This window comes from Paenibacillus senegalimassiliensis (genome assembly GCF_001486585.1).
Lineage (GTDB): Bacteria > Bacillota > Bacilli > Paenibacillales > Paenibacillaceae > Fontibacillus > Fontibacillus senegalimassiliensis.
Genome location: NZ_LN909046.1, coordinates 1,017,584 through 1,031,946 on the forward strand (window position 1 = coordinate 1,017,584; position 14,363 = coordinate 1,031,946).

Sequence of the window (14,363 nt, forward strand, 5' to 3'; positions counted from 1 at the left end):
TACTGTTTCATAATAAAGGGGGACAAAGGTGAGCCGCACAGAACAATCCACTTCCAAGCCGTCGCCGAACCAGTGGCAAAGAGATGTCATTCTCTTTCTTAGCAGTCAGACTATTTCATTATTTGGCTCTTCTCTGGTTCAGTACGCAATTATGTGGTACATTACGCTGAACACGAAGTCCGGCGTGATGATGACCCTCTATATTATTTGCGGCTTCATCCCCACATTTTTGTTGTCTCCAGTAGCGGGGGTGTGGGCGGATCGGTACAACCGCAAGCGACTTATTATGCTGGCTGATGGCATGATTGCATTCTCCACGCTCATATTAGCGCTCCTGTTCCTGGCGGGCTATGACGAGGCGTGGTTATTATTCGTGATTGCAGCAGTCCGTGCACTTGGTGCAGGTGTGCAGACACCGGCGGTCGGGGCAATTCTGCCGCAGATTGTACCAGCAGACAAGCTAACAAGAATTAATGGGATTAACGGAAGCCTGCAAGCCATCATTATGTTCGTGTCTCCAATCGTGAGCGCGGGGTTATTAACGGTCGCCACCATTGAGGCCATCTTCTTCATCGATGTCGTGACTGCGGCCCTCGCCATTCTGACATTGCTGCTGTTCTTTCGTATTCCCGTTCACCGTAAAGCAGCGGAGCATGCGACCACGGGATATTTTGATGATCTCAAGCAAGGGTTGGCTTATATCGGGAAGCAAGCTTACCTGAAGGCGTTCTTTGCCTTCATGGCGGTGTTCTTCATTCTGATGGCCCCTGCCTCCTTCCTGACGCCCCTGCAAGTTACCAGAACCTTCGGTGATGATGTCTGGCGACTAACGGCCATTGAGATTGTATTCTCTGTCGGGATGATGATAGGCGGAGCATTAATTGCAGCTTGGGGCGGTTTTAGAAATAAAGTTCATACCATGACACTTGCCACTATCTTGATGGGAGTATGTACCTTTCTGCTTGGAGCGGTGCCTATCTTCTGGATCTACTTGGTGTTCATGGCCATCTTCGGCATAGCGATGCCACTCTTGAACACACCAACCATGGTCATGATCCAGGAGAAGGTGGACGAGAACTATATGGGGCGTATCTTTGGAGTGTTCAGCATGATCTCCACCTCCATGATGCCGTTGGGCATGTTGATTTTCGGTCCGATTGCCGATGTATTTCCGATTGAATGGTTACTGCTTGGCACAGGGGTGCTCATATTATTGCTATCCCTGATTTTGGTGCGGAACAAACCGTTGTTGGAAGCAGGCAAGCCATCGGTTGAACAGACGCCTGGTAATATTTGAAGGAAGCGGTCCTTTTCTAGAGGGCCGCTTCTTTTTTATTACTTGCAGCCAAAGAGATGTTCCTAGCTTGCGGAGATGAAGCACTCCGCTCAATTGGCCCGTCCTTTTAAGACGATATTAGCTGCTTTACCGAAATCCAGTGCTATTTTCCCAGTGAGGGCCATCGTCCGTTCGGCAAGGACCACGGCATTAACCCCGCAAGAGAAGAGGGCGATGTCGAAGCTGGCGGCATGGCTGGTAATCCAGTCTATGGTTTGCCGGTACTGTCCCCAATGGTCAAAAGGCAAGGCCTTGACAATATGCAGAGAATAGGGCGGTTGTTCAAGGCGTTGGTGCAGTTGTTCGGCCTCCCGGGTGACGATTAGAATGCGCCGTTGCTTGAGCAGCCTCCAGAACTCACGCATCTCTGCCAACTCACGATTTACCCCGGCATGGCATATTAACGGAGGACTTAGATCAAAGTGACGGAATACCTGATCGGTTAACGGCCGCTTCAAGTAGTCGGGGGCCTTGATCATGTCATCGTTATATGGCAGAATGCCAACCACGGATGCATTTCGAATGGAGGCTGCAACCGCATCCCTTAAGGGAATGTTGGGCAGGTACAAGCCTTTCTGCCCCTTGCTGGCCTTAATGGCCCAGCGTTCCTCCAGAACCTTGCTTACCGGCCATACCGTATCCTGGGACAACACGAGGTTCTCTCCATCCCCGACGCGCACCAGAGAAAAAGGCTCTTTCTTCCAAAGAGCCTGGGACATGCGTTTTAATAAATCTCTACTTTCCAGAAATACCTGTTGCATGCCAACTCCATCCCTTCACATGACGTATGGATCTCTTTACTCTATGTAGCTAGCTGGTGAAATTATTGTGCGGCTATCCTGACCGAGGCCCGGACTGTGGCACAATAATCTATATTTTGCCGGAATTGCTGCATATGTCCTGTCGGTTTGGCCACCTGAAGCATAAAGTACAACACCGGTGGTTTCAACGATGAAGGAGGAGAGTGCATGTCAAGAAAGGTGATTATTGAGACGAATTTCAATACCTTCGGTTTTGATCCGCAGCGCTTGACCAAGGAGTGGCTGGTGAACCGAATGGAGATTTTTCGCACCTATACGCTTCGTTCCCTGAAGGCGCAAACCAATCAGAATTTTATGGCTATATTAAAAATTGCACCTGGCACAGAGAAATTCGTTGCCGATATTCTGGCGAGTCAAAGCCCGCTGCCCAAGAATATCTGGTTCGGTACCAATAAGGACAGCGTGAAAGTGATTTCGTCCTTTGCCGGTAATAGTGAGGATTTATATATTGCCCGCCTGGATTCCGACGATTTGTATCATCGTACTTATGTACAGCAACTGTATGATGTCAAGCCGAAAGCAGACACGATGGCCTTGACCAATCAGAATGGATATCTGTGGGATAGCGTAGCAGGTGAAATGGCACCAACCTTTCACCGTTCGCCACAATTTTATGTTTTCTTGTACAAGACGGCGGAATATCTATCAGGCTACCGCGTGAAATTACCGGGAAGAGGCACCCATGGTAATGTGGTTGATCTGCCCCATGAATTGTTGGCTCCCCGCAATTATGTAAATGTGGTGCACGCCACCAATACCTCCAAGAAGAAGGTTCCCCCGCGGGATCGGCTGAGTCCGCCAGAGATTCAGCGGGTGCTGAAGGAATTTATGGTCTAAGGGCGGGACATTCTGAGGGGAGAGGGGAGGCGATTGATAGATGGCTATTCATGATCGGGTGAGCGAGCGTTATTACGGGCTGGTTAATTCGGTGGAATCCCATGAATCGACCCGGGCCAGGGTACACTGGATATGCCGTTCGGTTACCGGCCAGACAGTGCTTGATGTAGGCTGTAGTCAAGGGATTACCGCAATTTTGCTGGCGCGAGAAGGATTGCGAGTAACCGGCATCGATCTCGAAGAGAAGAGCATCCAGTACGCGCGTCAAGAATTGGCCAAGGAATCCGTCTCCGTGCGAGCCAAGGCCCAATTCAAGCTAATGGACATCACGGATTGGAAGGGGAAGGGTAGCTTCGACTCTATTATTTTGGGAGAGATTCTGGAGCATTTTGCCCGGCCGGAGACGCTGCTGGAACATGCTCACCGGCTGCTCGTAGACGATGGGACGCTGGTAGTGACGGTGCCTTACGGATACCATCCTTTTTATGATCATAAGCAGACGTTTTATGCCGGGAATCTGGCGGTTTGTCTGAATCCCTATTTCGAGATACAGAAGGTAGAACTACAGCATAAATATTTGTGCTGTGTGGCTCGCAAACGTAGTCATCTCAAGCGGGGGGGCCTACCGGATGCGCCTAGTTTAATGGCCTGGATGCAGTTCGACTGTCGGCAGTTTGCTTTGCTGGAGCAGCAGCATCAGCAAGCGATGGAACGACGGAAGAAATCACTGGATCAGCTTTCGGAGCAATTAAAGACGTTGCGTAAGGAGAAGGCGGAGGCCAGCCAAGGCGGATAAGTGTTGATTGTCAGCTAGCAATAAGGTGAAATAAGCCACTAGTGAAGTGGCTTATTTCATGTTATTCGCAGATAAGCCAAGCCCTGAGGAGATAACCTCAGGACCTGGCTTCGGATGATGAACCAAGAAGTTAGTCGGAGATCAGAATGCCGTCAAAGTTCTCCGGTCCGACCCGAATTGTTCCCAGAAGGTTGGACGAGACGAAGGCAGTATAAGTCAACTGGGGAGTCAACGGAGGATTGAAATCGTCGGCAGAGAATGTGAGAAGCTGCGGTGCCAGTACAGAAAGGTTAAATGTGGAAGAAGCGCTATATACGACCGGATCGGTCGGCAGCGTTCCCCTAACCACCGTAATCGTGATCGCAACCAGGGCTAATGGGAGCTGAAGCGCAATCGTTCCCTTTAACTGAACACGCGGCACTCCTACCGCTCCTTGGGTAATCAACCCGATTTGTCCGAAGAGCTGCGGGGTGTTGATTACAAGAATCGGGATAGCGATGGAGTTGGCGGTACTGGCATTCTGCGAGGTTCTACCATCAATAAGAGTAGGCATATAGTATCCCTCCTTTACTGTCAGGATACTCTAGCATATGTCACAGATCATATGTTTCTTGGATGAAACGGCATATTTTCATAGAGAAGGACTAGCGCCGTACTGCTGCTACAAACCGCTCCAGCGCCTCTGTCAGCAAGGAACGGGGGCAGGCCAGATTAATTCTCAGGAAGCCTTCTCCGTTCGTCCCATAGACAGAGCCTTCGGTAAATGCGACTTTGGCCTGGCGGTACATCAGTTGTTTCAATTCAGTCCCGCTAAGGCCAAGCTTCCTATAATCCACCCAGAGCAGGTAGGTTCCTTCGGACAACATGGGCTGTACCTCGGGGAGATGGGTAGATAGATATTTTATCGTATAGTCGCGATTGTCCTGTACGTAGTCAAGCACCGCTTCGAGCCAGTCCTCGCTTTGATTATAGGCTGCAATCGTTGCCGCAGGGCCAAAGTAATTGACTGAACCGAGGGCCAATGCCTTCAGCCGGTCGTTGAACCTGCGCCGTAGTTCAGTATTGGAAATAACCGTAAAGGCGGTAGCCAATCCCGGGATATTAAAAGTCTTGGAAGGAGCCAGGCAGGTAACCGTCATTTGAGCATGAGCCTCGGATAGCGAAGCGAATGGTAAATGGCGCTGCTCGCGGAACACCAGATCGCAATGGATCTCATCGGCTACCACCTTAACGCCGTAACGGGTACAGAGACTACCCACTTGCTCCAGCTCTTCCCGGGTCCATACCCGGCCACCGGGGTTGTGGGGACTGCACAGCAGCAGCAGCTTAGCCCCGTCCTGCATCAGAGCTTCAAGCTCGCTGTAGTTCATGCGATACTGCCCGTTCTCCAGGATGAGCGGATTCTCCGCAACCTTCCGATCATTCCTGCGGATGACGTCATAGAAGGGGTTGTACACGGGAGGCTGCACAATGATGGCATCCCCTGGCGCTGTTAAGGCCTGTACAGCTATGCTCAGCGCAGGTACTACTCCTGGCGCATCCGTTAGCCAGGCCGAGTCAATCTCCCAGTCATGACGACGGGAGAACCAGCCTGTGATGGCATCCAGATATTCCTGGGGACGGAGTGTGTACCCGTAAATGCCATGTTTGCTACGTTCGGTAACAGCTTCAACAATGGCCGGTGCGCAGGCAAAGTCCATGTCTGCTACCCAAAGCGGCAACACGTCTTGATCGCCGAACAATTGCTGTCCTGTATCCCACTTCTCGGACCAGGTTCCCCGCCGAGGTATCCTTTCATCCAAACGGTAGTTCATCTTATGCTTCCATCCCTTCCTTATAGCTCAGGCATGTGCTCGTATCCATCAATGATTAACTCCAGTTCGCCTGTCACCGAATCGATCAGCATCCCATGTACAGGAATATCTGCGGGCAGGAGAGGGTGTCTTCTGACAATATTCACCGTTTGAATGATGCCTTCCTTCTCATTCTCGAATCCTCGCAGCCATTTCTTAAGCTTGATTCCGGAATTCTCCAGCGTATTCAGCACATCATCGTTGATGCCCCGCTCCCGAATGGAGTCGATGACGTGGTCCGAGTTCAAGGCAGCCATACCACAGCCTGTGTGTCCCACAATGAACACTTCTTCAGCATGTAGCTCATATATGGCTACGATGAGACTACGCATGACACTCCCGAAGGGCTGGGATATGATAGCTCCTGCGTTCTTGATCAGCTTGACATCGCCATTGCGAAGATCCATCGCTTTAGGCAGAAGCTCAACGAGCCGTGTATCCATGCAGGTCACGATCGCAATTTTTTTCTCTGGGAATTTATCTGTCAAATACTTCTCGTATTCCTTGCCTTCAACGAATTTACGGTTGAAATCCAGAATCGAATGCAGTTGGTTCATCTGACCTGCCTCCTTTGTTTAGCTAAGTTCCTATCTTAAAATTTGATTATACGGATTGTTAAAAGTATCATCAAGAGTAGCAATAAAATAATTTCAACTCGCAAAGGTGGGAGATGTCATGAAGCAGGAAACGGCCGAGAAGTGGGAGCTCTTTCGGACACTTCTACAGAAGATTAGCGCTTATGAGGAAGCAGTAGCCCTGATGAACTGGGATTTACGTACGGGAGCGCCGCGCAAAGGAGCGGAGACTCGGGCAGCAACCATCGGCTTATTGTCGACGGAAGCCTTCAAGCTGCAAACCTCTGCGGAGATGGGAGAATATCTCTCCTACCTCAACCATGCCACGGTTCTGGGCGAACTGGATGATGTTCAGCGTCGCATGGTTCTGGAAGTTCAAGAAGATTATGATCGCAGTATCAAGATTCCGGCTCAGAAATTTCAGGAGTATACGGAATTAACCGCTCATGCGGAAACGCTGTGGGAAGACTTCAAGGAAGATAGTGATTTCGCCGGATTTGAGCCTTACTTAACGCAGATTGTGGACAAGACACAAGAGTTTATCGATTACTGGGGACCGCGAGCGACCCGCTACGATACGCTGCTGCACATGTATGAACCGGACTTGACGGTAGAGAAGGTCGATCAGGTGTTCGGCCAACTGCGTGATCGGTTGGTTCCGCTGGTGGAGGCAGTCACTGCCGCCAAGAACAAACCGGAGGCTCCATTTCTGGATCAGTTGTTCGACAAAGAGCAGCAGGAGAAGTTCAGCCGCTTCCTGCTGGAGCAGATCGGCTATGATTTTGAAGCCGGTCGAATCGACGAAACCGTCCATCCGTTTGAGACGACTATTAATCATGGGGATGTACGTATTACGACCAACTACAAGCAGGATGACGTGACCAGTGCCATCTTTAGCTCCTTGCATGAAGGCGGTCATGCTCTGTACGAGCAAAATGTTGCTGAAGACCTGGCGGGTTCACCGCTGGGCCAAGGGACATCCATGGGGATTCATGAATCGCAATCCCGCTTCTGGGAGAACGTGGTCGGACGGAGCTTGCCTTTCTGGCAGCGGTACTTTGGTGATTTGCAGCAGCATTTTCCAACTGAGCTGAAGGATGTGAACGCAGAGCAGTTCTATCGCGGGTCTAATCGCGTAGAGAATTCGTTGATTCGCATTGAAGCCGACGAGTTGACCTACAATCTGCATATTATTATCCGCTATGAGATTGAGAAGATGCTGTTTAACGAGGGGCTGGCCGTGAGTGAGCTGCCTAAGGTATGGAATGAGAAATACAAATCCTACCTTGGCCTGACTCCGCCAAATGATGGACTTGGCGTGCTGCAGGACGTGCATTGGTCCGGCGGGTTATTCGGTTACTTCCCGTCCTATGCGCTGGGGAATATGTATGCTGCGCAGATTACGCACACCTTGCGAAAGGAGTTGCCGCAGTTTGAAGGATTTATCGCCGAGGGTAACTTCCTGCCGATTAAGGAATGGCTGACGGACAAAATTTATAAATACGGCAAGAGCCGCAAGCCTTCGGAGATTATCCTGGCTGTAACCGGTGAAGAGTTGAACCCGGATTATCTGGCTGATTATCTGGAAGAAAAATTTAAAGCCATTTACGGATTCTAAAGTATCTAACCCATCTAAAGTTTCCGGTTGATCTGGTGACCATCTGACGACAAAGCCGCTGCTGAAATGGAGTAATCCACTTTGGTAGCGGCTTTTTGTTATGTCCAAGGGGGAGGCGTCCGGCCTTAACCTTTTGCCTAGCCTGTGCATATTATTTAGTATTTGGAAGGAGAGGTGAACGGTATGAGCAAAGGCCATGCCGGATTATGGCTTGCCCTCGTCTTGCTCCTGACCGCTGCCTTGAGCGGCTGTGGAGATAACGGTCAAGCGACTAAGATCAAAATCGGGGAAGTGACCCGTTCGGTATTCTATGCACCCCAATACGTTGCTTTGGCCCAAGGTTTTTTTGCCGAAGAGGGACTTGATGTTGAACTGCAAACCACCGCAGGTGGGGATAAGACGATGACGGCATTATTGTCAGGAGCCATCGATGTGGCACTCGTTGGTTCAGAAACATCAATTTATGTGTATCAGCAGGGCTCTGAGGACCCGGTCATCAATTTCGCCCAACTGACGCAGACGGACGGCACGTTTCTAGTGTCACGCGAAGAGATTAGTGATTTTGATTGGGAGATGTTGAAGGGAAGTACCTTTCTGGGCCAGCGGAAGGGCGGCATGCCGCAAATGGCTGGGGAATTCACCTTGCGCAAGCATGGAATTGATCCGCATCAGGATCTGAATCTGATTCAAAATATTGACTTTGCCAACATTACGGCAGCATTCGTCTCCGGCACGGGGCAGTTTGTCCAGTTGTTTGAGCCTCAGGCCTCCATTATTGAGCGGGAGGGCAAAGGGGATGTAGTTGCCTCCTTCGGCACGGAGAGCGGGCAATTGCCCTACACGGTGTTCATGACGCGCCAAAGCTATATTACCGATCACGCTGACTCGGTCCAACGCTTCACGAATGCCGTTCACAAGGCGCAACGCTGGGTGCAGTCCCATACGCCGGAGGAGACCGCGGCCGTGATCGCTCCTTATTTTAAAGATACGGATATGGATATTCTGGTTAGTTCTATTCAGCGTTACTTGGAACAGGATACCTATGCCAAGACGCCGGCTCTGGAAGAAGAAGCCTGGAATAACCTGCTGGATGTGATGGAGGGAGCAGGGGAATTGAACGAACGGGTAGATGCTGGAACGCTCGTTAACAATGGATTTGCGGAGAAGGCTGTGGAGACGGCAAAATAAGCGGCTTGGCACGCAGTACATTCATCAAATACGGAAAGGGGACGTGAGCATTTGATGCCTTCTGTCGTGGAATTAAAGCATTTGGATTTGGTCTACGTCACGGACCGGGAAGCCGTACTTGCTCTGCAAGAGATGAATCTGGCGGTGCACGCGGGCGAGATGATCAGCCTGGTTGGTCCGAGCGGCTGCGGGAAGACGACGTTACTCTCCGTCATGGCCGGATTGCTTCCTCCGTCGCGCGGTGAAATGCTGCTGCATGGCCAGCCTGTGAACGGACCGTCTCCGATGGTCGGTTATATGCTCCAGCAGGATTATTTATTTCCTTGGCGCACAATTTTGGATAATGCGGTGCTGGGGCTTGAACTGACCGGACGGCTGACACCGGATAGCAGGGGGAAGGCCAGAGAATTACTGGCCGAGATGGGACTTGGGGATACGGAAGATCTGTATCCTCATCAGCTCTCGGGCGGCATGCGGCAGCGGGTCGCGTTGGTACGGACACTCGCAACTGATCCTGAATTGCTACTGCTAGATGAGCCCTTCTCCGCACTGGATTACCAAACCAAGCTTCAGCTTGAGGATTTGGTGTGGTCAACCCTTAAGCAGCGGCATAAGACGGGCGTACTGGTCACCCATGATCTGTCTGAAGCGATTGCGGTCAGCGACCGGGTCATTGTGCTGGCTCCCAATCCGGGCCGAATTCGCAGCACATATAGCATTCCCGAACCGATTCGGCAGGCGACGCCCTTCTACGCCCGGGAAGCGGAAGGGTTCAATGAGCTGTTTCATGAAATCTGGGGAGATCTTGAGAGTGCGGAAAGAGGGGGGGCGTAGGTATGGAAGCTTGGCTGGAGGAGAAATGGATAGAGCACCGTAAGCGAAAACGGAGAATGAACCGCTGGGTGTTCGGAGTTCAGGCCCTGCTGCTAGTGGCGTTCATCCTGTTGTGGGAATTGGCCGGACGGATGAGATGGATCGATGTCCTGATCTTCAGCTATCCCTCCAAAGTGGGCGGGCAGATCATTAAGGATATGCTAAATGGTGAGCTATGGCCGCATCTGGCCATGACGGTGGGCGAAACGGCGGTAGGCTTTTTGTTAGGTACTGTGCTTGGCACGCTGCTGGCTGTGTTGATCTGGTGGTCACCGTTCTTATCCAAGGTGCTGGACCCTTATATGGTTGTATTCAACAGCATGCCCAAGGTGGCATTGGGACCGATCTTCATCGTATTATTTGGCGCCGGGTTTACAGCTATTGTAGTCACGACGTTGTCGATAACCGTGATTGTAACTACCCTTGTTGTGTTTAATAGCTTTAATGAAGTGGATTCCAACCTTGTGAAGGTCATCCGAACATTTGGTGGCAGTCGGCGTGACGTCTTCCTGAAAGCGATACTTCCTGCTTCTTTTCCCGCCATAGTCTCGACACTCAAGGTGAATGTAGGCATGGCCTGGGTTGGCGTCATTGTTGGAGAATTCCTGGTAGCCAAAATCGGGCTGGGCTATCTGATTGTATACGGCTTCCAGGTGTTCAACTTTACGCTAGTGTTGTCAAGCCTGGTCATTATCGCCATCGTCGCCACCGCGATGTATCAGATGGTTGTCTATATTGAACGCAAGCTAATCAAGGAGCGGTGACGCTCCTTTTTAGATTATCATTGTCGGAATGTGCAAAATCAAGTAGGATATTGCCATACTATAATGATTGTTCATCCGATGCGAGAAAAGGTGGTTTCTATGGGGTTTCGAGTCATCAAAACAGCAATAGCCACATTGATGGCGATTTTTATCGCTGATTTTGCCAATGTGCCGGGAGCTAATTCGGCGGGCTTACTGGCGATTCTGGGCGTGGATGTGACGCGCAAGCGGAGTCTGAAATCCATCGGGGCGCGGTTTTTCGCTTCATTGCTCGGTTTGCTGCTGGCTTTCGGTATCTTTTACGTTCTGGGATTTCATATCTGGGTGCTGGCCATTTATATTCTGATTGCTTTTCCACTCATTACCCGGGCGGGCTTCAAGGAAGGCATTGTAACGAGCTCGGTCGTGGTGTTCCGTGTGTTCGGGGGTGAGGAGATATCGTGGCATGTCCTGTTGACGCAGACGGAGCTGCTTATTATCGGTCTCGGCTCGGCGATGGTCGTTAATTTCCTCTATATGCCCAAGACGGAGGACAAGCTCCTGGATTTGCGCCGCAGGGTGGATGGCTCGTTCTCTATTATTTTTCAGGAGATAGCGGAGACGCTGCGGGACCCGAAGCATATTTGGGACGGCAAGGAACTGACGAAGGCGGGAAGATTGGTGGACGAAGGAGTAACGACAGCGGGACGGGCGCTGGAGAATCAGATGATTGCCCCAAACGAGGCCTGGACGGTGTACTTCTATATGCGCAAGCAGCAGTTGGAACGCATTGAAGGGATGCTTGAGCTTATCGCCCAGGTGTATCAACAAATGCCGCAAGGAGAAATCGCCGCCATGCTGTTCGATCGACTTAGTGTGGATGTGAACGAGGAGGAGTACACCGGCATTACGGAACAAATGCTGGACGATCTGGAGCAAAACTTTAAAATGATGGAGTTACCTTCCACTCGTGAGGAGTTCGAGATTCGCTCGGCGATCCTTCAGTTATGCCGCGAGTTGTCTCTATTTCTGGATATCTCCAAAAAAAATAAAACCCCGATTCAGCGAATCGCGGAGCAACAGGTGAAGGGGAACTGAAATAGCTTTTAAAATAGTTGTCACCCTAGACGAATGTCCTGCATACACTTTTAGTGAATGATGTATGGAGGAGGTTCTAACATGTCATTGAAATATCAAAGTAGAGAGATCATCACGAAAGCGATCTGCGGAAAAGGTCGTAAGTTCTCTACCGTAACACATACCGTGACTCCACCTCACAAACCTTCAAGCATTCTGGGGGCCTGGATTATTAACCACCAGTATGAAGCGGTTGCGGCGGGAGACGGAATTGAAGTTATTGGTACTTACGATATTAACATCTGGTATTCGTACGACAAGAACTCGCAGACTGAGGTTGCCAAGGAAACTGTATCTTATGTTGAGAATGTGCCGCTGAACTATCTGGATTCCAGACACCGTACTTCTACGGTGGAGGTATCTGCCGAAGCTACGCAAGAGCCAAGTACGGTAGAAGCCAGCGTGTCGGGAGACGGCCGCGTTGCCATTCGGGTGGAACGCGAATTCTCGGTGGAACTGGTAGCCGAGACGAAGCTGAATGTCCTTGTTGTGCCGGGAAGTGACATTGAAGACAAGGATTATGACTTCGGCTCGGAGCTTGGAGATTACGAAGACCTGGACCCGGATCTCCTCGACGACGAACTGTGATTCGTGTCTGTGCCGGAAGTCGTAATGGAGAAGAACCGGGTTGTGCCGCTTACAGTGTAGTATATGCAGCAGGGGCGTCGTCGAAGAGGGCGGCTGCCCTCTTTTTGTGGAATGATTTCCCGATTGGGCGAAAGGAGGGGGTGCGTCATGGCTAGGGAAAAATGCCTGGTGTTCAAAATCCGGCTTAGCTCAGAAGCCTCCCATACTCGTTTGTTACAGGCGCTTGTCCGTCTAGGAGGTCCTTATCAGGTGTTGCCCAAGGCTGATGCTCTCAAAGGCTCCGGTCCACGCTGGATTTATTACGGACCGGAGGACGCTTACTTCCGCGGACCTGTAGAGGAGATCACAGTTGGTCGTCGCTTGGGTTTGCGCGACCCGGCGGCCTGGCGTCAACGGCTTCAAGCAGCCGGGTTACAGGTAGCGCAGGGCCGCTCTGTGCCTCAAAGCGGTGGCGAAACCTCCTTCGCACGACGTTATGCGGTGACGGTATTTCACCTCCGGGCGCTGGACGCTCGTTTGCTGGGGAATACAGGACAGACCTTGCCACTTCCAGGTAGCGGCCCTTCTTTTGACTCGCCACTTGGGAAGCGATTGGAAAGCACAGCTATCCGGGCGCTCTATGCACTTGGCCTGGATATGGGGGAGGTCATCATCTCCGCAGGCGAGGAGGGCAGATTCACCATCGATCCACTGTCTATATCTCCGGAGATAAGAAGCTCCGTGGTTGCAGATGGGGTGGCTTTGGCGTTGCGTGATGAGCTTGCCGAGCAGGAGCGGCTGCTGGAATTGTCCAAGGAGCGGATGATCGGGATGGACCCCGAATTTCTGTTATTTAACCATACGACACGTAAAGTGATTCCGGCCTCGCGTTATCTGCAATTTCATGGAGAAGCAGGATGCGATGTCTTGCGGTACAGGGGGCGACGCTTGTTCCCCCTTGCGGAGCTTCGTCCCCGTCCGGGGCAAGAGCCACGTGAGGTCGTCACTCACTTGTTGCGAGCCTTCCATCAAGCTCATGCGGCCATTGACAACCGCGAGCTGATTTGGCAGGCGGGAGCTATGCCGCAGCAGGGCTTCCCGCTGGGAGGGCATCTGCATTTCAGCGGTGTATTACTGACGGCAGAGCTGTTGCGTACGTTAGACAACTATCTGGCCTTGCCTCTCTCACTACTAGAAGGAGAAGGCAGCGCGCGGCGCCGTCCGAAATACGGCTTCCTTGGCGACTTCCGCCGCAAGGAATACGGCGGCTTTGAGTACCGGACCTTGCCCAGCTTCCTCGTCTCTCCGCGCATCACCAAGGGCGTGGTAGCTTTGGCCTGCCTGATTGCCGAGGATTCTAGCCAGTTGCTGGCCAGACCGCTGGACCGGGAAGAGATCTTCACGGCTTTCTATAGCGGCGACCGCCGTACGCTCCAAGCGGCGTTGCCGCGCATCATCGCGGATATTCAGGCGGCTCCCTCATATGCTGCCTATGAAAGCTATCTTGTCCCCTTCCTCAAGCTGGTCCTTTCCGGCCGTACGTGGGATGAGTCCGCCGATATCCGCCGCGCCTGGAAGCTGCCGGGGTAAATTGATAGCAGATGGATAGGGGCCTTAAATATTAGGCCCCTTGCCTTAGTCGAGATAATTAGCCGGTGAGAGCGCATTAATCTGAACTGGTAAGCGCCAATCCATTGCCTATCGCAAACCGCCCATTTAACGGGAAATTCTCCAGCTAAAGTTTATTATTGAATGAATTATTACCCTTTATAGGGAATTTCTCCATATAATACGGTCGTAATTACCGAATATGGACCAAAAGTGTGGATTTATAGGGAGCATTTCCTGCTAAACCTCGAAATTCAGCCGATTTCCGCAAATTAGCGGGAGAATTTCCCACTAGTGTGGCCTAGCATTAAAAGAAGCTCATGTTGCAGGACGGATGCTGCTCTTTTGGATGAACCGACGTCCGCTTTCGTAAAGCGACTGCCCTGTCAGAGAAGCAAAACCTCTCGTAAC

14 protein-coding genes are annotated in these 14,363 nt (G+C 51.4%); 10 read left to right on the forward strand and 4 right to left on the reverse strand.

The genetic code is table 11. From position 1 onward, the window contains the following. The first annotated feature begins 28 nt into the window (after positions 1 to 28). Positions 29 to 1,297, forward strand: a complete 1,269-nt coding sequence (locus BN3279_RS18780) for an MFS transporter (RefSeq protein ID WP_059052914.1) — start codon at positions 29 to 31, stop codon at positions 1,295 to 1,297. Positions 1,298 to 1,386: 89 nt separating this feature from the next. Here the strand turns inward: BN3279_RS18780 and BN3279_RS18785 are convergent, their stop codons facing one another. Then, complete coding sequence (locus tag BN3279_RS18785; RefSeq protein ID WP_059052916.1) at positions 1,387 to 2,097, reverse strand: GT-D fold domain-containing glycosyltransferase; 711 nt, start codon at positions 2,095 to 2,097, stop codon at positions 1,387 to 1,389. A 207-nt stretch (positions 2,098 to 2,304) separates the two neighbouring features. Here BN3279_RS18785 and BN3279_RS18790 point away from each other — a divergent pair, with 207 nt between their 5' ends. Both BN3279_RS18790 and BN3279_RS18795 read left to right on the forward strand, forming a co-directional pair. After that, positions 2,305 to 2,994, forward strand: coding sequence for a glycosyltransferase (locus tag BN3279_RS18790; protein WP_059052917.1), 690 nt, complete (start codon positions 2,305 to 2,307; stop codon positions 2,992 to 2,994). A gap of 40 nt (positions 2,995 to 3,034) precedes the next feature. Further along, positions 3,035 to 3,790 (forward strand): class I SAM-dependent methyltransferase, encoded by a 756-nt coding sequence (locus tag BN3279_RS18795; RefSeq protein ID WP_059052919.1) that lies wholly within the window; start codon positions 3,035 to 3,037, stop codon positions 3,788 to 3,790. A 130-nt stretch (positions 3,791 to 3,920) separates the two neighbouring features. On the opposite strand, the gene BN3279_RS18800 is transcribed toward BN3279_RS18795, so the two are convergent. The 3 genes from BN3279_RS18800 to BN3279_RS18810 all read right to left on the reverse strand — a co-directional run bounded on the left by BN3279_RS18800 (position 3,921) and on the right by BN3279_RS18810 (position 6,200). After that, the gene (locus tag BN3279_RS18800) at positions 3,921 to 4,343 is read right to left on the reverse strand and encodes a hypothetical protein (RefSeq protein ID WP_059052920.1); all 423 of its coding nucleotides are present in this window, start codon (positions 4,341 to 4,343) and stop codon (positions 3,921 to 3,923) included. Between the two features lie 91 nt (positions 4,344 to 4,434). After that, on the reverse strand, positions 4,435 to 5,604 hold the full coding sequence (locus BN3279_RS18805; protein WP_059052921.1) for a MalY/PatB family protein: 1,170 nt from the start codon (positions 5,602 to 5,604) through the stop codon (positions 4,435 to 4,437). A gap of 20 nt (positions 5,605 to 5,624) precedes the next feature. Then, complete coding sequence (locus BN3279_RS18810; RefSeq protein ID WP_059052923.1) at positions 5,625 to 6,200, reverse strand: beta-class carbonic anhydrase; 576 nt, start codon at positions 6,198 to 6,200, stop codon at positions 5,625 to 5,627. Positions 6,201 to 6,318: 118 nt separating this feature from the next. Between BN3279_RS18810 and BN3279_RS18815 the strand changes: the two genes are divergently transcribed. The 7 genes from BN3279_RS18815 (at position 6,319) to BN3279_RS18845 (ending at position 13,934) form a co-directional block, all read left to right on the forward strand. Next, positions 6,319 to 7,836, forward strand: coding sequence for a carboxypeptidase M32 (locus tag BN3279_RS18815; protein WP_059052924.1), 1,518 nt, complete (start codon positions 6,319 to 6,321; stop codon positions 7,834 to 7,836). A gap of 183 nt (positions 7,837 to 8,019) precedes the next feature. Beyond that, positions 8,020 to 9,024 (forward strand): ABC transporter substrate-binding protein, encoded by a 1,005-nt coding sequence (locus BN3279_RS18820; RefSeq protein WP_059052927.1) that lies wholly within the window; start codon positions 8,020 to 8,022, stop codon positions 9,022 to 9,024. A 54-nt stretch (positions 9,025 to 9,078) separates the two neighbouring features. Then, positions 9,079 to 9,858 carry an ABC transporter ATP-binding protein gene (locus BN3279_RS18825; RefSeq protein ID WP_059052929.1) on the forward strand — a complete coding sequence of 260 codons (780 nt, stop codon included), beginning with the start codon at positions 9,079 to 9,081 and terminating at the stop codon, positions 9,856 to 9,858. A 2-nt stretch (positions 9,859 to 9,860) separates the two neighbouring features. After that, the gene (locus BN3279_RS18830) at positions 9,861 to 10,661 is read left to right on the forward strand and encodes an ABC transporter permease (protein WP_059052931.1); all 801 of its coding nucleotides are present in this window, start codon (positions 9,861 to 9,863) and stop codon (positions 10,659 to 10,661) included. 99 nt (positions 10,662 to 10,760) lie between these two features. After that, complete coding sequence (locus tag BN3279_RS18835; RefSeq protein WP_059052933.1) at positions 10,761 to 11,738, forward strand: aromatic acid exporter family protein; 978 nt, start codon at positions 10,761 to 10,763, stop codon at positions 11,736 to 11,738. A gap of 81 nt (positions 11,739 to 11,819) precedes the next feature. Continuing rightward, the gene (cotE, locus tag BN3279_RS18840) at positions 11,820 to 12,365 is read left to right on the forward strand and encodes an outer spore coat protein CotE (RefSeq protein ID WP_018752871.1); all 546 of its coding nucleotides are present in this window, start codon (positions 11,820 to 11,822) and stop codon (positions 12,363 to 12,365) included. A 147-nt stretch (positions 12,366 to 12,512) separates the two neighbouring features. Beyond that, a complete protein-coding gene (locus BN3279_RS18845; RefSeq protein WP_059052935.1) occupies positions 12,513 to 13,934 on the forward strand; it encodes a putative amidoligase domain-containing protein in 1,422 nt (473 codons plus the stop codon). Positions 13,935 to 14,363: the final 429 nt, after the last annotated feature.